This window comes from Brachybacterium halotolerans (genome assembly GCF_016623465.1).
Taxonomy (GTDB): domain Bacteria; phylum Actinomycetota; class Actinomycetes; order Actinomycetales; family Dermabacteraceae; genus Brachybacterium; species Brachybacterium halotolerans.
This window is the reverse complement of the sequence record NZ_JAEDAJ010000019.1, coordinates 5,728-24,778: the sequence shown is the minus strand read 5'-3', so window position 1 is coordinate 24,778 and position 19,051 is coordinate 5,728. Positions and strand designations below refer to the sequence as shown.

Here is a 19,051-nt window from a genome sequence, read left to right as displayed (position 1 = left end):
ATTCACGAAATGCCTCGAACTCCTGGTGACGAAGATTCAGCAGCGACATCCGAAAGAACCCGAAGAAATCTCCGCCACTCGCCGCCGCATGGTCCTGGACCCCGGAACCCTCGATGGGGTCGCGTCCCTGCGGATCATCGGTCCGGCGCCGGAGATCAAAGCATTGGCTGGGCGGTTCGATCAGGCGGCGCGGACGATCCAGAACGCCCAGCGCCACGCCCTGATCGAGGGCACGGAGATCCCCCTGGATCCGGACCGGCGAGTGGAGAACGAGGGCATGCCCCTGTCACTGAACCTGATCCGCTACCACCTCGCCCATGCCGCGCAGCTCGACACCGGCGGCATCACCGTCCCGGAGGCCAGGTTCCGGTTGAACGTCCTCGTCCCGTTCCTGACCCTGGTTGGTGGCGACGACGCCCCGGGTGTCCTCGAGGACGGGACGCCGATCCCGGCGCAGATGGCCCGTGAGATCGCGGGCAAGAGCGAGGAATGGTTCCGAGTCCTCACCGACCCGTCCTCGGGTGAGTTCTTGCCGCGGCCGGCGGAGAAGTACCGGCCGACCGGGGCGATGCTCGAACACCTGAGACTGCGTGGCCAGTCCTGTGGTGTCCCGGGCTGCGAACGCACCGCATCGGTCGCCTCGGAAGCGGACCACATCGTGGAGTACAACCACGCGGACCCGGTCTGTGGTGGTCGGACGGCGGTGGAGAACCTGCATTTCCTGTGCTGGTTCCACCACGCGATGAAGACCGCCGGCAAGCTCGACCCGATTCGTGTGGAGGCGGACGAGTCGCCCGCGGGGACCGCGGGCACGGTGTGGGAGATGCAAGAACGCTTCCGCGTGTTCCGCGAAGACGACACCGACCTCCTCACCCCACAAGCCGTCGCACAGCTCGACGCCGTCTGGGACTCGATAGAGCGCAGGCAGGACGACTTCGAACAGCGCCGCGATACCGAAGCCGGCGCCAGCGGCGAGGCACCATCTCCCGACCCCTCGCAGCTGAACTCACCGTGGCCGATCAGGCCCGGGCCACCTGACCCGTGGCCCCGCGTGGACATGGACCAAGCCGGCGCCCCCGACCTCGAAGAAGTCCCCGTCGAGAAGCCCGTGCGGCGTCGATATCAACCGCTCCCGACGTTCCAGTACGACGGCGACATCCCCATCAGCGCCACCACCCGAAAACCACGCAAGCAGCAGGCTCCGCCTCCGAAGTTCGATCCCGGACCACCACCCTTCTGACCCACCAGCCCGACCCGCCATCGCAAGGCGGCAAGGTCAGCAACCCCGCAAGCAGCACCACCCCCACCTGTAGAGGGGCACACCACCGTGCCCCTCTACAAGCACGCCTCGAAACGAGCTTGCAGCGAGGTGACCGGGGGAGTGGGATCGGCGGTATGAGCGATCCCAGTCCGGCGCCGGACGAACACTCTCCGACGTCTGTGTTCCTCGAGGTCCCCGCGGAGGAGCAAGTCGCGCAGAACTCTCTTGTCTTCGCCCTCCGCGACACCCATCCGGTGTCCCCCGGGCACACACTCATCATCCCGTTCCGACCGATCGTGACCTGGTTCGATGCCGCCGCACGCGAGTGGGCCGCCGCGTGGGACCTCGTCGATCGCTGCAAGGATGAGCTCGACAGCGCACTCGCTCCCGACGGCTACAACGTCGGGTTCAATGCGGGACGAGCAGCGGGGCAGACGGTCCCGCATGCCCATCTCCACCTGATCCCGCGCTTCGCCGGCGACGTGCAGAACCCGGCAGGGGGAGTGCGGCACGCCGTGATCGGGCGGGGATTCTACGAGTGACCCGACCAGGGCGCGTCCAACGCCAGCACCGGTGGCATCAGCGGCACCGTCTCCACGGAGAGAGCCCCGCGCTCAGCCCACCTGCTCGGACAGCTCGAGCCAGCGCTCCTCGGTCTCGGCGAGCTCGCCCTGGACGCCCTGGAGCGTCGCGCCGAGCTCCTGGAGGCCGGAGACGTCACCCGGATCGTGCGAGGTCATCTGCGCGGTGAGTTCCTCGGCCCGCCGGGTCAGCTTCTCCATCCGCCTCTCGACGGCCGACAGGGCCTTCTGGGCCTCCCGCAGCTCGCGACCCGAGAGCCCCGTGGCGGGGGAAGCCGCCGTCGGCTGAGCACCGGTGGCCTGTGCGGACTCCTCCGACGACGCCCCTGCGCCGCCTCCACCAGCTCCGCCGACCCCACCGACCCCACCAACTCCACCAGCTCCATCGGCACGGAGCGCGAGGTACTGCTCGACGCCGCCCGGCAGGTGCCGCACGTGACCGTCCAGCACCGCGTACTGGAGGTCCGTGACGCGCTCGAGCAGATACCGGTCGTGGGAGACCACGATCAGTGGACCGGGCCACGTGTCCAGCAGATCCTCCATGGCCGCGAGCATGTCGGTGTCCATGTCGTTCGTCGGCTCGTCGAGCACCAGCACGTTGGGCTCGTCCAGGAGCGTCAGCAGCAGATCCAAACGGCGCTGCTGCCCACCGGACAGGGAACCCACCCGCACCTTCTGATGGGCGGTGGTGAAACCGAGGCGCTCGAGCAGCTGGCCCGGTGTGACCTCGTCCTTCCCCGCCCGGAACGTGGTGCGGTAGCGGCCGACGACATCGCTGACCCGCTCGTCCAGATGATCGGCGAGACCCTCGAGCTTCTGGGTGACCTGCTGGACCGTGACGGTCTTCCCGCGCTTCACGCGCCCGGCCATCGGCTCCAGATCCCCGGTGACCAGCGCCAGCAGCGTCGACTTGCCGGCGCCGTTCGGGCCCAGCACGCCGATCCTGTCCGCCGGTCCCACGTGGAGGGTGACGTCCTCGATCACCGCACGCCCCTCGTACCCGGCGGTCACGTCGTCGAGGTCGATGACGTCGCGGCCCAGACGCGAGGTCGCCAGCTGCGTGAGCTCGACCGTGTCGCGCACGGGCGGCTCGCCGGCGATCAGCTCGTTCGCGGCGTCGATCCGGAACTTCGGCTTCGACGTGCGCGCCGGGGCCCCGCGGCGCAGCCACGCGAGCTCCTTGCGCATGAGGTTCTGGCGCTTGGCCTCGATCGCGGCGGCCTGGCGGTCGCGCTCCACCCTCTGCAGGACGTACGCCGCGTACCCGCCCTCGAAGGGGTCGACCACACCGTCGTGCACCTCCCACATGCGGGTGCAGACCTCGTCGAGGAACCAGCGGTCGTGGGTGACGACCACGATGCCGCCGCTGCGCGAGGACCAGCGTCGCTTCAGGTGGGCCGCCAGCCAGGAGATGCCCTCGACGTCCAGGTGGTTCGTGGGCTCGTCCAGGAGCATCACGTCCACGTCGCGCACCAGCAGCTCGGCGAGGTGCACGCGGCGCAGCTGCCCGCCGGAGAGGCTCGTGAGCTCCGCGTCGAGGTCGAGCTCGCCCAGCAGGCCCGAGAGCACGTCGCGGATCCGGGGATCCGAGGCCCACTCGTGCTCGGGACGGTCGCCGACCACGCGCGAGCGGACGCTCTCCCCGATCTCGGCCACGTCCTGCTGGGACAGCGCGCCCACGCGCAGACCGCCGCGCACGGTCACGCGTCCGTCGTCGGGCGTCTGCGTCCCCGCGAGCACGCGCAGCAGCGTGGACTTGCCGTCGCCGTTGCGTCCGACGACGCCGATGCGGTCGCCGTCCTCGATGCCCAGGGTGACGGCGTCCAGGAGGACGCGGTCGGGCAGGGCGACGTGGATCTTCTCGGCTCCCAGCAGATGGGCCATGCGGTCGGGCTCCCGTGTCGGTTCCCGCGATCCCGTGCCGGTGGCAGGGGGTCGCGTCGGTGGTTCTGGTGCGTCAGTTCTCGGTCTCGAAGGGCAGCAGCAGCTCGCGCAGCGCCCGGGCGAGCATCTCGCCGTCGGCCCGCTGCCCGTCGGCCTCGTGCCCGTCGGCCCGCTGCCCCTCGTGCCCGCCGCCGAGCACCTCGCGCTCGGCCTCCAGGAGGATCTCCATGGCGGCGTCGACCTTCTCGGTGCCCGCGGGCTCGAGGCTCACGCGCACGGCGCGGCCGTCCCGCGGATCCTTCTCGCGCCGCACGAGCCCGCGCGAGGCGAGCTTCTCGAGGCGGGTGGACATGGTGCCGCTGGTCACGAGCGTCTGGCGCATGAGGGCGCCGGGGCTCAGGGGCTCGCTGCCCGCGCGGCGCAGGGCCGAGAGGACGTCGAACTCCCAGCCCTCGAGGCCCGTCGCGGTGAAGGCGGCGCGGCGCGCGGACTCCAGATGGCGGGCGAGGCGCGAGATGCGGGAGAAGACCTCGAGGGGCGAGGTGTCCAGGTCGGGCCGGGCCTGGGCCCAGCCGGCGACGATCCGATCGACCTCGTCGGTGCGTGGGGCGGCAGGCGGCATGGGGGCGAGTCTACGGAATCGCCGGGGCGGAGCTGATGCGGACCTGGGTGGAACTCGATCCCCGCCTTGGATCCTCGCGTTCTCTCCCCGCTCCCAGACCCGCCCTCACTTCCCGCGCAGCTGCGGATCCTTCTGCAGGGCGCCCAGGCCGAACCAGGAGAGGTTCACCATCCGTGCGGCCACGTCCTCCTTCGCGGGGATGCGCGTCTCGAGCCACCACTGGCCGGTGAAGGCGACCATGCCCACGAGCATCTGCGCGTACAGGGCGGCGTCGGCCGCGGTGTAGCGGCGCAGCCGCAGCTGCGCGGTGAGGATCGACTCGACCTTCGCGGCGACGTCCCCGAGCAGCGTCGAGTACGAGCCGCCCTGATGGGTCGCGGGGGAGTCCCGCACCAGGATCCGGAAGCCGTCCTCGCGCTCGTCGATGTAGGTCAGGAAGGCGAGTGCCGCGCGCTCCATGAGCGTGCGCGGATGAGCCCGGTGATCGTCCAGCGCCGCCTCCAGCGCTCCCAGCAGGGTGGACGTCTCGCGGTCCACGATCACCGCGTACAGACCCTCTTTGCCGCCGAAGTGCTCGTAGACGATCGGCTTCGAGACCTGGGCCCGGGCGGCGATCTCCTCGACGCTGGTGGCGTCGTAGCCCTTCTGGGCGAACACCGAGCGGCCGATCACCACGAGCTGCTCGCGGCGCTCGCGCCCGCTCATCCGCGGGGCGCGGGCGCGGGGACCGGCGGCGCGGGCGGACGGCTTCTCGGAGGCGGTGGCCATGAGGCGAGTCTCCCACGCCTCGCCCCGCCGCTCGCCCGCCCGACGTCGGCCGATAGGATCCCGATGGCCCCGCCCCGGGGCGCTCCGCCATGGTGTAATCGGCAACACCTCAGATTTTGGTTCTGAAGTTTCAGGTTCGAGTCCTGATGGCGGAACGGTCCGCCGGCGCTCGCGTCGGCGCCGGATCCGGAACCGTGCCAGCGCACCGAGGAGAACCGCGTGAACGTCCCCGCACCTGCCGCCGTCATCGTGCTCGCCGCAGGAGCCGGCACCCGCATGAGATCCAGGATCCCCAAGGTCCTGCACCCCTTGTGCGGCCGCTCCCTGCTGCTGCACGCGATCGAGGCCGCTCGCGGCACCTCGCCCGCGCAGCTGATCGCCGTGGTCCGCCACGAGCGCGAGAAGGTCGCCGGCCACCTCGCCGAGCACGCGCCGGACGTCGTCATCGCGGACCAGGACGCCGTCCCCGGCACGGGACGCGCCGTCCAGTGCGGACTCGAGCAGGTCGGCGCCTCCTCCGGCACCGTGCTCGTCACCTACGGGGACGTGCCGCTGCTGGACGCGGCGACGCTCACCGAGCTCGTCGCCTCGCACGAGGGCGCGGGGAGTGCCGTCACCGTGCTCACCGCCCGCGTCGCGGACCCCACCGGCTACGGCCGCATCCTGCGCGATGCGCAGTCCGGCGAGGTCGCCGCGATCGTCGAGCACAAGGACGCCGACGAGGAGCAGCGCGCGATCGACGAGATCAACTCCGGCATCTACGCCTTCGACGTCGACGTGCTGCGCCGTGCCCTCGGCCAGGTCACCACGGTCAACGCCCAGGGCGAGATGTACCTCACCGACGTGCTCGCGATCGCGCGCGCCGAGGGCGGCGCCGTGCGCTCCCTGGTCACCGAGGACGCGATGCTCGTCGAGGGCGTCAACGACCGCGTCCAGCTCGCCCAGCTCGGCTCCGAGATGCGCCGCCGCCTCCTCGAGCGCCACATGCGCGCGGGCGTCACGATCGTCGACCCCGCGACCACCTGGGTCGACGCGGAGGTCTCGATCGGCCAGGACACCGTGATCCAGCCCGGCGTGCAGCTGCTGGGGGCCACCACGATCGGCGAGGACGTCCGCCTGGGCCCCGACTCGACCCTCGAGGACACCGAGGTCGACGACGGCGCGAGCGTGGTGCGCACCCACGCCCTGCTCGCCGAGATCGGGCCCGGCGCGTCCGTCGGCCCCTTCACCTACCTGCGTCCGGGTACCGTGCTGGGAGCTGACGGCAAGATCGGCGGCTTCTGCGAGACGAAGAACGCGCAGATCGGCGACGGCGCGAAGGTGCCGCACCTCAGCTACGTCGGGGACGCCGAGATCGGCGAGGGCACCAACATCGGGGCGGCCACGATCTTCGCGAACTACGACGGGGTCGACAAGCACCGCTCGCGGGTCGGCCGGCACGCGAAGGTCGGCGCCGACAACGTGATCATCGCCCCCGTCGAGATCGGCGACGGTGCGGTGACCGGCGGCGGCACCACGATCCTCCAGGACGTCCCGCCCGGGGCGCTGGCCGTCAACGACACCACCATGAAGATCGTGGAAGGATGGACCTCGCGCCGACGGCCCGGCACCGTCGCCGACGAGGCGGCGCGCGCCGCCCAGGCCGGCGCAGGCGAGTCGGAGACGTCTTCGTCCGAGGACGGGAAGGAACAGGAGAACTGATGAGCGGTATCACCGCGACAGGCGAGAAGCGGCTGGTCCTGGTCTCCGGGAGGGCTCATCCCGTGCTCGCCCAGGAGGTCGCCGAGGAGCTCGGGGTCGACGTGCTCCCGATGGACGCCTGGGACTTCGCCAACGGCGAGATCTACGTGCGCTACGGCGAGTCGGTGCGAGGCGCCGACGCCTTCGTGCTCCAGTCCACGCCCGCCCCGATCAACCAGTGGGTGATGGAGCACCTGATCATGATCGATGCGCTCAAGCGGGCCTCCGCCAAGCGCGTCACCGCGATCGCCCCCTCCTTCCCCTACGCCCGCCAGGACAAGAAGCATCGCGGCCGCGAGCCGATCTCCGCGCGCCTCATGGCCGACCTCTACGAGACCGCCGGCATCGACCGCATGATCTCCGTGGACCTGCACGCCCCGCAGGTCCAGGGCTACTTCAACAGCCCGCTCGACCACCTCATGGCCCTGCCGATCCTCGCGGACTACGTGAGCTCGAAGTACGGCGAGGAGGACCTCACGGTCGTCTCGCCCGACGCCGGCCGCATCCGCGTGGCGGAGCAGTGGGCCAAGCGCCTGGGCGGCGTGAACCTGGCCTTCATCCACAAGTCGCGCGACCCCAAGAAGCCCAACCAGGCCGTCGCCAAGCGCGTCATCGGCGACGTGGCGGGCAAGACCTGCGTGCTCGTGGACGACATGATCGACACCGCCGGCACCATCGTGCAGGCCGTCGAGGCGCTGAAGGCCAACGGCGCCGCGAGCGTCATCGTGGCGACCACCCACCCGATCCTCTCCGACCCCGCCGCCGAGCGTCTGCGCAGCAGCAGCGTGCGCGAGGTCATCTGCACCAACACCCTGCCGATCCCCGAGGAGAAGTGGTTCGACGGGCTCACCCAGCTCTCGATCGCCCCGCTGCTCGCCCGCGCCATCCGCGCGGTCTTCGACGACGGCTCCGTCACCAGCCTCTTCGACGGCGAGGTCTGACCCCGGGCGGAGGCATCGGCAGTCGCATCGGCGGACGGCCGGGCGTGGGGCTGTGAGGCCCCTCGCCCGGCCGTCCTGCGTCGGCCCCGGCCGTGGTAATCTCCCCGGGTCACTTCGGCGAGGGAGAGCATCCGCTCTCCGTGATCGACGCGGTGCGGGACGGCTCCCTCGGCGAGGGCGCCCGGTTCCGCGGCGTGCGCTCGCCGCCCGGAAACCGCAAGGAGCATCCCCATGGCTGAGAAGCTGAACGTCGAGAAGCGCGAGGAGTTCGGCAAAGGCGCTGCCCGCCGCATCCGCACCGAGAACAAGATCCCCGCCGTCCTGTACGGCCACGGCACCGATCCGGTGCACCTCGTGCTGCCCGGTCACGAGACCGCGCTCGCGGCCCGCAACGTCAACGCGCTGCTGGACCTGACCCTCCCCGACGGCGAGTCGCACCTGGGCCTCATCAAGGAGATCCAGCGCCACCCGCTGTCGCGCAACATCACCCACCTCGACCTGATCCTCGTCCGCCGCGGCGAGAAGGTCGAGGTCGACATCCCCGTCTACGTCACCGGCGAGCCCGTCTCCCCGGCGATCGCGGTCGTCGACGCCCAGTCGCTCACCCTCTCCGTGGACGCCCTCGCGGTGCCCGAGAGCATCGAGATCTCCGTCGAGGAGCAGGAGGACGGCTACCAGCTCTTCGCCGGCGACGTCGTCCTGCCCCAGGGCACCGAGCTCACCACCGATCCGGAGCTGCTCGTCGTCGCGGTGCAGCTGCCGCGCGTCGAGGAGGAGCCCGAGGAGGAGACCGAGGGCGAGGAGACCGCCGAGGGCGAGGAGTCCTCGGAGGACGCCGAGGAGAGCTCGGAGGAGTCCGAGAAGGAGGAGTGAGCCCGGGCGGTCGCACCTGCGATCGCTTGCTCACAGCTCGTCACCGGGGCGTCGCGCACTGCGCGGCGCCCCGGTAGCGTCTCCCAGGTCCCCGCCCCACATCGTCCCTGGAGGATGCCCCATGACCACCGCGAACGAGACGTTCCTCGTCGTCGGCCTCGGCAATCCGGGCCCCTCCTACGCGGCCACGCGGCACAACATCGGCCAGATGGTGCTCGACCACGTCGCCGCGCAGACCGGCGGTCGCTTCAAGGCGGCGCGACGCGCCCCCGCCGTCGTCATCGAGGGACGCATGGGCCCGCCCGGTGCGGGCGCCCGCACGATCCTTGCGAAGTCCACCGGCTTCATGAACACCTCCGGCGGCCCCGTCTCCGCCCTCGCCTCCTTCTACGGCGTCGATCCCGAGCACGTGATCGTCGTGCACGACGAGGTCGACCTCCCCTTCGGCACCCTCCGGCTCAAGCGGGGCGGGGGAGAGGGCGGCCACAACGGTCTGCGGGACATCACCAAGGCCCTCGGCACCAAGGAGTACCTGCGTGTGCGCGTCGGCGTGGGCCGCCCGCCCGGCCGGCAGGACACCGCGGACCACGTGCTCGCGCCCTTCCGCCCCGCCGAGCGCAAGGAGCTCGACCTCGTGATCGACGAGGCGGGCGACGCGCTCGAGCTGCTCGTCCTCGAGGGCCTCACCGCCGCCCAGCAGACCGTCCACTCCCGGGAGGCCCGATGACCGCCTCGAACGCGCCGACCCCGCCGACCCCGTCGGCCCCGCCGGCCCCGTCCGCCCCGCTCGCCCCGCTGCTCGACCTCGTCGCGAGCGGTGAGGACCTCACGCGCCTGCGCGAGCTCGTCGCCCCCGATCCGGCCGCCTCCGACGTCCCCGTCGAGGACTCGGCGACCGTCGCCCCCACCTCCCTGGTGCCCTTCGCCGTCGCCGACCTCGCACGCAGCGCCACCCCCGACTCGCCCCTCGTCGTGCTCACCGCCACGACCCGCGCGGCCGAGGACGCCCGCGCCGCGCTCGAGGCGATGGTCGGCACGACGCACGTGGCCGAGCTGCCCGCCTGGGAGACCCTCCCGCACGAGCGGCTGTCCCCGCGCGCCGACACCGTCGCCCGCCGCCTGCAGACCCTGCGGCGCATCGCCCACCCGGAGACCGAGCAGGGCGTCAGCGTGCTCCTGCTCCCGGTGCGCAGCCTGCTGCAGCCGATCGCGAAGGGCCTCGGGGACCTGCGGGCCGTGCGCGCCCGCGTCGGCGACGACTACCCGCTCGAGCGCCTCGAGCAGGACCTCGTCGACGCCGCGTACGTGCGCACCGACATGGTCGAGAAGCGCGGCGAGTTCGCCGTGCGCGGCGGCATCCTCGACGTCTTCCCGCCCACCGAGCCCCACCCCGTGCGCGTGGACCTGTTCGGCGACGAGGTCGACGAGGTCCGGTACTTCTCCATCGCCGACCAGCGCTCCCTGGAGTCCGTGCCCCATGGGCTCGACGCCGCGCCGTGCCGCGAGATCCTGCTCAGCGACACCGTGCGCGAGCGCGCCCGGGACATGGCGGAGAAGCTCCCGGGCGTGCGGGACATGCTCGAGCGGATCGCCGCCGGCATCGCCGTGGACGGCATGGAGTCGCTCAGCCCGGTGCTGGTGGGGGAGATGGAGCAGGTCGTCGACGTGCTCCCCGCGGACTCCCGCTTCCTCGTGATCGACCCGGAGCGCGTGCGCGCCCGCGGGGCGGAGCTGGTCTCCACGACCGACGAGTTCCTCGCCGCCGCCTGGTCGAGCGCCGCCGCCGGCGGCGGGCTGCCCATCGACGTGGGCGAGGCGAGCTTCGTGCCGCTCCCGGACGTGCGGGAGCACGCCCGCTCCCGCGGCCAGCGCTGGCACACCCTCGCGCCCTTCGGCCTCGAGACCGACGTCGACCTCACCGCGCGCGCCGTGAACCACCCCGGCTACTCCGGCCGCGGGGAGGACATCGCCAAGGATCTCGGCGCCCGCCGCACCGAGGGCTGGCGGATCGTGGTCACGATGACCGGCAGCGGCGGCGCCCGCCACGCCGCCGAATCGCTCGAGGAGCAGGGCGTGCCCGCCCGCTACGTCCACCCGCTCGACGTGCCGCCCGCGCCGGGGGAGCCGATCGTCACCGTCGGCCCCTTCGCCGACGGCCTCGTCGACGAGTCCCTGCGGCTCATGGTGGTCTCCGAGCGCGACGTCACCGGCAAGACCGGCCAGCGGCGCAGCGGGGGCGAGCGGCGCATTCCCTCGCGCCGCCGCAACGTCGTGGACCCCCTGCAGCTGCGCCCGGGCGACCATGTCGTCCACGCGCACCACGGCGTCGGCCGCTTCGTCGAGATGACCAGCCGCACCGTCGGATCCGGCGCCAAGGCGACCACCCGCGAGTACCTCGTCATCGAGTACGCGGCCTCGAAGAAGGGGCAGCCGGGGGACAGGCTCTACGTCCCCAGCGACCAGCTCGACCAGGTCACCAAGTACGTCGGCGGCGAGGACCCCACGGTCAACCGCATGGGCGGGGCCGACTGGGCGAAGACCAAGTCGAGGGCCCGCAAGGCGATCCGCGAGATCGCCGACGAGCTCGTGCGCCTGTACTCCGCGCGCCAGAGCGCGCCCGGCCACTCCTTCGGCCCCGACACGCCCTGGCAGCGCGAGCTCGAGGACTCCTTCGAGTTCGTCGAGACCCCCGATCAGCTCTCCACGATCGACGACGTCAAGGGCGACATGGAGAAGGCCGTCCCGATGGACCGTCTGATCCTCGGCGACGTCGGCTACGGCAAGACGGAGATCGCGGTGCGCGCCGCCTTCAAGGCCGTCCAGGACGGCAAGCAGGTCGCCGTGCTCGCGCCCACGACCCTGCTCTCCCAGCAGCACCTGGACACCTTCACCGAGCGCTTCACGGGCTTCCCCGTCACCGTGCGGGGGCTCTCCCGCTTCCAGTCCGACGCCGACTCCCAGGCCACCATCGAGGGTCTGCGCGACGGCAGCGTCGACGTGGTCATCGGCACCCACCGCCTGATCACCGGGCAGGTGCGGTTCAAGGACCTGGGCCTGCTGATCATCGACGAGGAGCAGCGCTTCGGCGTCGAGCACAAGGAGACCCTCAAGGCCATGCGCACGAACGTGGACGTGCTGTCCATGTCCGCGACGCCGATCCCGCGCACCCTCGAGATGGCCGTGACCGGCATCCGCGAGATGTCCACGCTCGCGACTCCGCCCGAGGAGCGCCACCCCGTGCTCACCTACGTGGGCGCGGAGGACGACAAGCAGATCACCGCCGCGATCCGCCGCGAGCTGCTGCGGGAGGGCCAGGTCTTCTTCATCCACAACCGTGTCGAGGACATCGACGCCACCGCCCAGCGGCTGCGCGAGCTCGTGCCCGACGCGCGCGTGCAGGTCGCCCACGGCAAGATGAACGAGAACCAGCTCGAGCGGGTCATCGTCGACTTCTGGGAGAAGGAGTTCGACGTGCTCGTGTGCACCACGATCGTCGAGACCGGCCTGGACATCGCCAACGCCAACACACTGATCGTCGAGAACGCCGACCGCTTCGGCCTCTCCCAGCTCCACCAGCTGCGCGGCCGCGTGGGCCGCTCGAGCGAGCGCGCCTACGCGTACTTCCTCTACGACGGGTCGAAGCCCCTCACGGAGACCGCCTCGGACCGCCTCACCACGCTGGCCACCAACACCGATCTCGGCGCGGGCATGCAGGTCGCCATGAAGGACCTCGAGATCCGCGGCGCCGGCAACCTGCTGGGCGGCGAGCAGTCCGGCCACATCGCGGGCGTCGGCTTCGACCTCTACGTGCGGATGGTGGGGGAGGCCGTCGCGGCCTTCCGCGGCGAGTCCACCGCGCCCACGAAGGACGTCAAGGTCGAGCTGCCGCTCGACGCCCACGTGCCCCACGACTACATCGCCTCCGAGCGGCTGCGCCTCGAGGCCTACTCGAAGCTCTCCGGCGCGAGCGACCCGGCGACCATCGAGGAGGTCCGCGCCGAGCTCACGGACCGCTACGGCGCGCCGCCGGCCGCGGTCGAGGTGCTGCTGGACGTGGCCCGCTTCCGTTTGGAGTGCCGCGACGCGGGCATCGAGGAGGTCCAGGCCCAGGGCAAGATGATCCGCTTCGCCCACCTCGAGCTGCCCGACTCGGTGGCCATGCGCATGAAGCGCCTGTACCCGGGCACCATGCTCAAGCCCGCCGTGCGCCAGGTGCTCGTCCCGCGGCCGACGACCTCGCGCGTGGGCGGCACCGAGCTGCGCGACCACGAGCTGCTCGCCTGGGCCCGGAAGGTGCTCGGCGTGCTGAAGCCGGCTCCGGCGGAGGACGCGGCGTGAGCGCGGACGGGTCGCAGGACCGGAGCCCGGCGCGGGGGAGCGAACTGCTGCGCGCGGTCGCCGTGATCGACGCCCTGCGGGCCCCCGAGGGCGACGCCTGGAGCGCGCTGCAGACCCATCATTCGCTCGCCCGCTACCTGCTCGAGGAGACGCACGAGGTCCTCGAGGCGATCGAGGAGCGGACCGACGGGTCGGACCCCTCCGCCGCCGCTCATCTGCCCGACGAGCTCGGCGACCTGCTCTTCCAGATCCTGTTCCACGCCCGTCTCGGGCAGGAGGAGGACCCCGCCTGGGACGTCGACGACGTGGCCCGCGCCTTCGTCCGGAAGATGGAGCGGCGCAATCCGCACGTGTTCGGCGCGGACCGCGAGGACTCGCTCGACGACCGCGGCGACGTCGAGCAGATCGTCGCGCAGTGGCATGCCGTGAAGGCCCGCGAGCGGGCGGAGCAGGACGGGTCCGCCGGGTCCGGGGAGTCAGGTGAGTCCGACGGGTCCGACGTGGACGGCGCCCTCCCGTCCGCCTGGTTCGACGGCATCCCGCACGCCCTGCCCGCGCTCCAGGCGGCGGCGAAGAGCGTCCACCGCTCGCGGTCCGACGCCCGGCTCGACGAGCTCACCGCGGCCGCGGAGTCCGCCGCCTCGGCCCCGGACGCCGAGGAGTGGGGCGCCGACATCGCCCTCCGGCTGCTCTCCGTGGTGCGAGAGGCCGAGGCCCGCGACGTCGACCCCGAATCCGCGCTGCGCACCCTGCTCACGCGCACCCGGGGCCTCTCGCGCTGAGGGGTCCGCGCCCGTCGTGGGCGGCCCAGGATCGGTCGCCGGTCGACGACTAGACTGGTGCCGACACCGGCCCGCCCGCGCGGCGCCGTACCTGACCTCACCGAAGGAAGGAAACCCACATGGCTCTCATCGACGCCGTCCTGTCCCGCGAGATCCTCGACTCGCGAGGCAACCCCACCGTCGAGGTCGAGGTGCTGCTCGACGACGGCACCTTCGCCCGCGCCGAGGTGCCCTCCGGCGCCTCCACCGGCCAGTTCGAGGCCGTCGAGCTGCGCGACGGCGACACGGGCCGCTACCTGGGCAAGGGCGTGACCAAGGCCGTCCAGGCCGTCGTCGACTCCCTCGGCCCGGAGGTCGTGGGTCTGGACGCGCAGGAGCAGCGCGCCATCGACCAGGCCATGATCGAGGCCGACGGCACCGCCAACAAGGGCACCCTGGGCGCCAACGCGATCCTCGGCGTCTCCCTCGCGGTCGCCCGCGCCGCCGCCGACTCCTCGGCCCTCCCGCTCTACCAGTACGTCGGCGGCCCGAACGCCCACGTGCTCCCCGTGCCGATGATGAACATCCTCAACGGCGGGTCCCACGCGGACTCCAACGTCGACATCCAGGAGTTCATGATCGCGCCGATCGGCGCGAGCAGCTTCGTCGAGGCCGTCCGCATGGGCGCCGAGGTGTACCACGCGCTCAAGGCAGTGCTGAAGGAGCGCGGCCTGTCCACGGGCCTCGGCGACGAGGGCGGCTTCGCGCCGAACCTCGAGTCCAACCGTGCGGCGCTCGACCTCATCCTCGAGGCGATCCGCAACGCGGGCTACGCCCCCGGCACCGACGTGGCGCTCGCGCTCGACGTCGCGGCCTCCGAGTTCTTCGAGGACGGCTCCTACGCCTTCGAGGGCGGCAAGAAGTCCAGCCAGGAGCTCATCGACTACTACACCGAGCTCGTGGACGCCTACCCGCTGGTCTCCATCGAGGACCCGCTGGACGAGGAGGACTGGGACGGCTGGAAGGCCATCACCGACGCCCTGGGCGACAAGGTCCAGATCGTGGGCGACGACCTCTTCGTCACCAACCCCGAGCGCCTGGGCAAGGGCATCGACCTCGGCGCCGCCAACGCGCTGCTGGTCAAGGTCAACCAGATCGGCTCGCTCACCGAGACCCTCGACGCCGTCGACCTCGCGCACCGCAGCGGCTACCGCTGCATGATGTCGCACCGCTCGGGCGAGACCGAGGACACCACGATCGCGGACCTCGCGGTCGCCGTGAACTGCGGCCAGATCAAGTCCGGCGCCCCCGCCCGCGGCGAGCGCGTGAACAAGTACAACCAGCTGATCCGCATCGAGGAGGAGCTGGGCGAGGCCGCGACCTACGCCGGCGCCTCGGCGTTCCCGCGGTTCTCCGCCTGAGCGCGCTACCCTCGAGCGCATGACTGCACGACGACCGGGCGCCCCACGATCCGCGGGACGCCCGGTCGCCGCGTCCGGGGGCCGGCGCGGCGACCGTGCCCGCACCTCCGGCGATCGGCGACCGGGCAGCGCCTCCTCGCGCCCCGCCTCCGCCTCCCGACCGCGCAGTGCGCCCCGCGGCACCGATCCGGCCGATGAGCCCGACGGCCCGGTCATCACGATCACGCGGCGCGCGCTGATCCTCATCGCGGTGATCGTCGTGGCCCTCGCCACGCTCGTGCCGACGCTCAACACCTTCATCGCCCAGCGCCAGCAGCTCGCCTCCCTGCAGGATCAGGTCTCCGGCCAGCAGGACGAGGTCGCCGACCTCCAGGCCCAGGTCGACCGCTGGGACGATCCGAACTACGTGGCCGCCCAGGCCCGCGAGCGCCTGCTCTACGCGATGCCGGGGGAGACCCAGTACCGCCTCATGGACTCCTCGGGCAACGACGTCCCCCTCACCGAGGCCCAGAAGAAGCAGGCCGAGGCCTCCTCCGGCGACTGGTACACGACTCTGTGGAGCAGCGTCGAGGGCGCGAGCCGCGCCGACCCCGGCACCACGTCGGTCTCGCCGGCCGACGGCAGGGCCGACGACCCGCAGGCCCCCGGCACGGGCAAGAACAACGGATCCGGCGCCTCCGACGCGGGCGGCTCCGACTCACCCAGCGACCAGGACGACGAGTGACCACGCTTCCCCAGCCCCTTCCCACACCGTTCCCCGGCACGCTCCCGCCGCTGCCGTACGAGACGCCCGCGAGCGAGGACGACCTCGCGCGGATGCGGGACCAGGTGGGCCGCGAGATGCGCGGCGTCCACTCGGTCGCGCGCCGCTGCGCGTGCGGTCGCCCCGCCGTGGTGCGCACCCTGCCCCGCCTGCCCGGGGGCACGCCGTTCCCGACCTCGTTCTACCTCACCCTGCCCAGCATGGTGCAGGCCGCCTCGCACCTCGAGGCCGCGGGTCGCCTCGCCGAGCTCACCGCGCAGCTCGGCGAGGACCCCGAGCTCGCCGCGGGCTACCGCCGTGCCCATGAGCGCTACCTCGAGCGCCGCGCGGAGCTCGGGAGCGTCGAGGAGATCGAGGGCATCAGCGCGGGCGGCATGCCCGGCCGCGTGAAGTGCCTGCACGCGATCATCGGCCACGGACTGGCCGAGGGCCCCGGGGTCAACCCCGTGGCCGACCTCGTCCTCGCCGAGATCGCCCCGGACACGGAGATCTCCGTCTGCCGCTGCGAGAGCTTCGAGGGCACCACGGGGGAGGACGAGCGATGAGCACGGACGGACCCTCCACGGCCCCCGTCGCCGCGATCGACTGCGGCACGAACTCGATCCGCCTGCTGATCGCCCGCGGCGCGGGCGACGGCGGCCTCGTGGACGTCGAGCGCCGGATGGAGGTCGTGCGCCTGGGCTTCGACGTCGACCGCACCGGGCGGTTCGACCCCGCCGCGATCGAGCGCACGCTCGCGGCGACGCGCGAGTACGCCGCGGCGATCTCCGCGCACGGCGCCGAGCGGATCCGCTTCGTCGCGACCTCCGCGACGCGCGACGCCTCCAACCGCGGGGAGTTCATCGACGGCGTCCGGGAGATCCTCGGGGTCGTCCCCGAGGTCGTCCCCGGCGATGTCGAGGCGGAGCTGTCCTTCCAAGGCGCCGTGAGCACCCTCTACGGGCTCGTCCCGGGGCAGCGCCTGGTCGTGGACATCGGCGGCGGCTCCACCGAGCTCGTCGCCGGCGTCGAGGCGCCCGAGCACCGCATCAGCCTGGACATGGGCTCGGTCCGTCTCACCGAGCGCCACCTGCGCTCCGATCCGCCGAGCGAGCGGGAGATCGACGCCGCCCGCGCGGACATCGACGCCCTGCTCGATCGCGCCGAGGAGGTCGTGCCGCTGGCGCCCACGCGCACCCTCGTCGGCGTCGCCGGGACCGTCACCACGCTGACCGCGCTCGCGCAGGGCCTCGAGGTCTACACGCCCGACGCCACCCACGGCGCGCGCCTGGACATCGCACGCATGCGCGAGGTCTGCCTCGAGGTGCTCGCCATGAGCACGGACGAGCGCCGTCGTCGCCCGATCATCCACCCCGGGCGGATCGACGTCATCGGCGCAGGTGCGCTGATCTGGGAGCGCGTCCTCGCGCGCGCGCAGGAGGCTTCCGGCATCTCCGAGGTGCGCTCCTCCGAGCACGACATCCTCGACGGCATCGCGCTCTCCCTGCTGTGATCTGAGCCACCGCGCGTGGAGCGGCGACCTGCACGAACGTGCGGGCAGTGGGGCAGAAACGCCCCGGAGCCGCCCATGTCTTGCCGAGCGGAGGTTTTTTCTCCGCACAGCTCCTTGGCCCTATCCTGTCGGTATGAACACCATCACCGGCGGAAAGCCCCATGTCCTCATCCTCGGCGGCGGGTCCGTCGGGCTCACCACGGCCAGCGAGCTGCGCAAGTCGCTCGGCTCCGACATCGCGATCACCGTCGTGGACTCGCGCCCGTACCTGACCTTCGCCCCCTTCCTCCCCGAGGTCGGCTCCGGCTCGATCGACCCGCGCAACGCGCTCGCCCCGCTGCGCAAGGCGCTCTCGGGCACGAAGGTCGTCACCGGTGCCGTCACCGGCGTGAAGAGCTCCGAGAAGGTCGTCTCGGTCGAGACCGAGGACGGCGACGACCTCGAGATCTCGTACGACTACCTCGTGCTGGGCCTGGGCTCCGTGCCGCGCCTGCTGCCGATCCCCGGCCTCGCCGAGAACGCGATCGGCTTCAAGTGGGTCGAGGAGGCCGTGGCCGTGCGCGACCGCATCCTCGCGAACCTCGCCGAGGCCGCGTCGACCAAGGATCCCCGCACCCGCAAGCGCCTGCTCACCTTCACCTTCATCGGCGGCGGATTCGCCGGCGGCGAGGCCGTGGCGGAGGCCGAGGACATGGTCCGCGACGCCCTGCGCTACTACCCCGACCTGCACTCCTCGGACGTGCGCTTCGTCCTCATCGACGCCGCGCCCTTCATCTTCCCCGAGGTCAGCGAGGAGCAGCGCGCCTACGCGCTCAACCAGCTGCGTGAGCGCGGCGTCGAGGTCAAGCTCGAGACGTTCGTGAACTCCTGCGAGAACAACGTCATCAAGACCAGCGACGACGACGAGTTCGAGACCGACCTGATCGTCTGGAACGCGGGCGTGAAGCCGAACCCGCTGCTGAGCGAGGCCGAGGCCTTCGACATCCCCGTGCTCTCCGAGCGCGGCCCGAAGATGGGCAAGCTCGAGTGCCTCCCCGATCTCCGGGTCAAGGGCGCCGAGGGCGCCATGGACGACGTGTTCGCCGGCGGCGACTGCGCGGCCGTGCCGGACCTGGCCTCCGGCGAGGACAAGATCTGCCCGCCCAACGCCCAGCACGCCGTGCGCCAGGGCAAGCGGATCGCGGACAACATCACGCGCTCCGTGCAGGGCCGTCCGCTCGTGGACTACTACCACAAGAACATGGGCACCATGGCGACCCTGGGCATGTACAAGGGCATGGGGTACCTCCTGCTCGGCGACAAGCGCATCGAGCTCAAGGGTGTCCCCGCCTGGGCCGCCGCTCGCGCGTACCACCTGTACACGATGCCGACGATCGGCCGGAAGGCCGCCGTCGTCGCCGACTGGGTGAGCACCGCGATCTCGCGCCGGGACATCATCGGCATCCCGCAGTCGACGAACCCCCGCGGCGCCTTCGAGCTCGCGGCCGGTCCGAAGAAGAAGTGACGCGCTGACCGACATGCGCACGCGGCGCTGACGCGGCGCGGGGGGGGGGGGGGCCCCCGGGGCCCCCCCCGGGCCCGCGGCGGGCCGCGGGGCCCGCCCCCC

17 protein-coding genes and 1 tRNA gene are annotated in these 19,051 nt (G+C 71.9%); 15 read left to right on the top strand and 3 right to left on the bottom strand.

All coding sequences use genetic code 11. The annotated features are described in order from the left end of the window. Positions 1–1,240: HNH endonuclease signature motif containing protein (locus I8D64_RS16800; RefSeq protein ID WP_214651336.1), on the top strand; the 1,240-nt coding region annotated here is incomplete at its 5' end. Positions 1,241–1,395: 155 nt separating this feature from the next. Then, a complete protein-coding gene (locus I8D64_RS16795) occupies positions 1,396–1,803 on the top strand; it encodes an HIT family protein (protein WP_200503928.1) in 408 nt (135 codons plus the stop codon). A gap of 72 nt (positions 1,804–1,875) precedes the next feature. Here the strand turns inward: I8D64_RS16795 and I8D64_RS16790 are convergent, their stop codons facing one another. The 3 genes from I8D64_RS16790 to I8D64_RS16780 all read right to left on the bottom strand — a co-directional run bounded on the left by I8D64_RS16790 (position 1,876) and on the right by I8D64_RS16780 (position 5,116). Next, the gene (locus tag I8D64_RS16790) at positions 1,876–3,726 is read right to left on the bottom strand and encodes an ABC-F family ATP-binding cassette domain-containing protein (protein ID WP_200503927.1); all 1,851 of its coding nucleotides are present in this window, start codon (positions 3,724–3,726) and stop codon (positions 1,876–1,878) included. 73 nt (positions 3,727–3,799) lie between these two features. Next, positions 3,800–4,348: a MarR family winged helix-turn-helix transcriptional regulator gene (locus I8D64_RS16785; protein ID WP_200503926.1), complete on the bottom strand. Its 549-nt coding sequence runs from the start codon at positions 4,346–4,348 to the stop codon at positions 3,800–3,802. A gap of 105 nt (positions 4,349–4,453) precedes the next feature. Beyond that, positions 4,454–5,116, bottom strand: coding sequence for a TetR/AcrR family transcriptional regulator (locus I8D64_RS16780; protein ID WP_228358646.1), 663 nt, complete (start codon positions 5,114–5,116; stop codon positions 4,454–4,456). A gap of 83 nt (positions 5,117–5,199) precedes the next feature. On the opposite strand from I8D64_RS16780, the gene I8D64_RS16775 reads away from it, so the two are divergent. The 13 genes from I8D64_RS16775 (at position 5,200) to I8D64_RS16715 (ending at position 18,949) form a co-directional block, all read left to right on the top strand. Then, a tRNA-Gln gene (locus I8D64_RS16775) sits at positions 5,200–5,271 on the top strand. 64 nt (positions 5,272–5,335) lie between these two features. Then, positions 5,336–6,817: a bifunctional UDP-N-acetylglucosamine diphosphorylase/glucosamine-1-phosphate N-acetyltransferase GlmU gene (glmU, locus tag I8D64_RS16770; protein ID WP_200503925.1), complete on the top strand. Its 1,482-nt coding sequence runs from the start codon at positions 5,336–5,338 to the stop codon at positions 6,815–6,817. Next, the gene (locus I8D64_RS16765; protein WP_152353240.1) at positions 6,817–7,797 is read left to right on the top strand and encodes a ribose-phosphate diphosphokinase; all 981 of its coding nucleotides are present in this window, start codon (positions 6,817–6,819) and stop codon (positions 7,795–7,797) included. The genes glmU and I8D64_RS16765 overlap by 1 nt, the downstream gene beginning before the upstream one ends. A 92-nt stretch (positions 7,798–7,889) precedes the next feature. Beyond that, positions 7,890–8,036: a hypothetical protein gene (locus I8D64_RS16760; protein ID WP_200503924.1), complete on the top strand. Its 147-nt coding sequence runs from the start codon at positions 7,890–7,892 to the stop codon at positions 8,034–8,036. Beyond that, positions 8,029–8,670, top strand: a complete 642-nt coding sequence (locus I8D64_RS16755) for a 50S ribosomal protein L25/general stress protein Ctc (RefSeq protein WP_200503923.1) — start codon at positions 8,029–8,031, stop codon at positions 8,668–8,670. Before I8D64_RS16760 ends, I8D64_RS16755 begins: the two co-directional genes overlap by 8 nt. A gap of 121 nt (positions 8,671–8,791) precedes the next feature. Then, positions 8,792–9,397, top strand: a complete 606-nt coding sequence (gene pth / locus I8D64_RS16750; protein ID WP_200503922.1) for an aminoacyl-tRNA hydrolase — start codon at positions 8,792–8,794, stop codon at positions 9,395–9,397. Beyond that, the gene (gene mfd, locus I8D64_RS16745; protein ID WP_200503921.1) at positions 9,394–13,008 is read left to right on the top strand and encodes a transcription-repair coupling factor; all 3,615 of its coding nucleotides are present in this window, start codon (positions 9,394–9,396) and stop codon (positions 13,006–13,008) included. The genes pth and mfd overlap by 4 nt, the downstream gene beginning before the upstream one ends. After that, positions 13,005–13,790, top strand: a complete 786-nt coding sequence (locus I8D64_RS16740; protein WP_343068619.1) for a MazG nucleotide pyrophosphohydrolase domain-containing protein — start codon at positions 13,005–13,007, stop codon at positions 13,788–13,790. Before mfd ends, I8D64_RS16740 begins: the two co-directional genes overlap by 4 nt. 119 nt (positions 13,791–13,909) lie before the next feature. Then, on the top strand, positions 13,910–15,190 hold the full coding sequence (gene eno, locus I8D64_RS16735; RefSeq protein WP_200503920.1) for a phosphopyruvate hydratase: 1,281 nt from the start codon (positions 13,910–13,912) through the stop codon (positions 15,188–15,190). Positions 15,191–15,209: 19 nt separating this feature from the next. Then, entirely contained in the window at positions 15,210–15,914 is a 705-nt protein-coding gene (locus I8D64_RS16730; RefSeq protein ID WP_200503919.1) for an FtsB family cell division protein, read from the top strand. Further along, complete coding sequence (locus I8D64_RS16725; protein WP_425490332.1) at positions 15,911–16,498, top strand: DUF501 domain-containing protein; 588 nt, start codon at positions 15,911–15,913, stop codon at positions 16,496–16,498. Before I8D64_RS16730 ends, I8D64_RS16725 begins: the two co-directional genes overlap by 4 nt. After that, positions 16,495–17,445, top strand: a complete 951-nt coding sequence (locus I8D64_RS16720; RefSeq protein ID WP_200503918.1) for a Ppx/GppA phosphatase family protein — start codon at positions 16,495–16,497, stop codon at positions 17,443–17,445. Before I8D64_RS16725 ends, I8D64_RS16720 begins: the two co-directional genes overlap by 4 nt. A gap of 133 nt (positions 17,446–17,578) precedes the next feature. Continuing rightward, the gene (locus I8D64_RS16715) at positions 17,579–18,949 is read left to right on the top strand and encodes an NAD(P)/FAD-dependent oxidoreductase (protein ID WP_200503917.1); all 1,371 of its coding nucleotides are present in this window, start codon (positions 17,579–17,581) and stop codon (positions 18,947–18,949) included. The last annotated feature ends 102 nt before the right edge of the window (positions 18,950–19,051 follow it).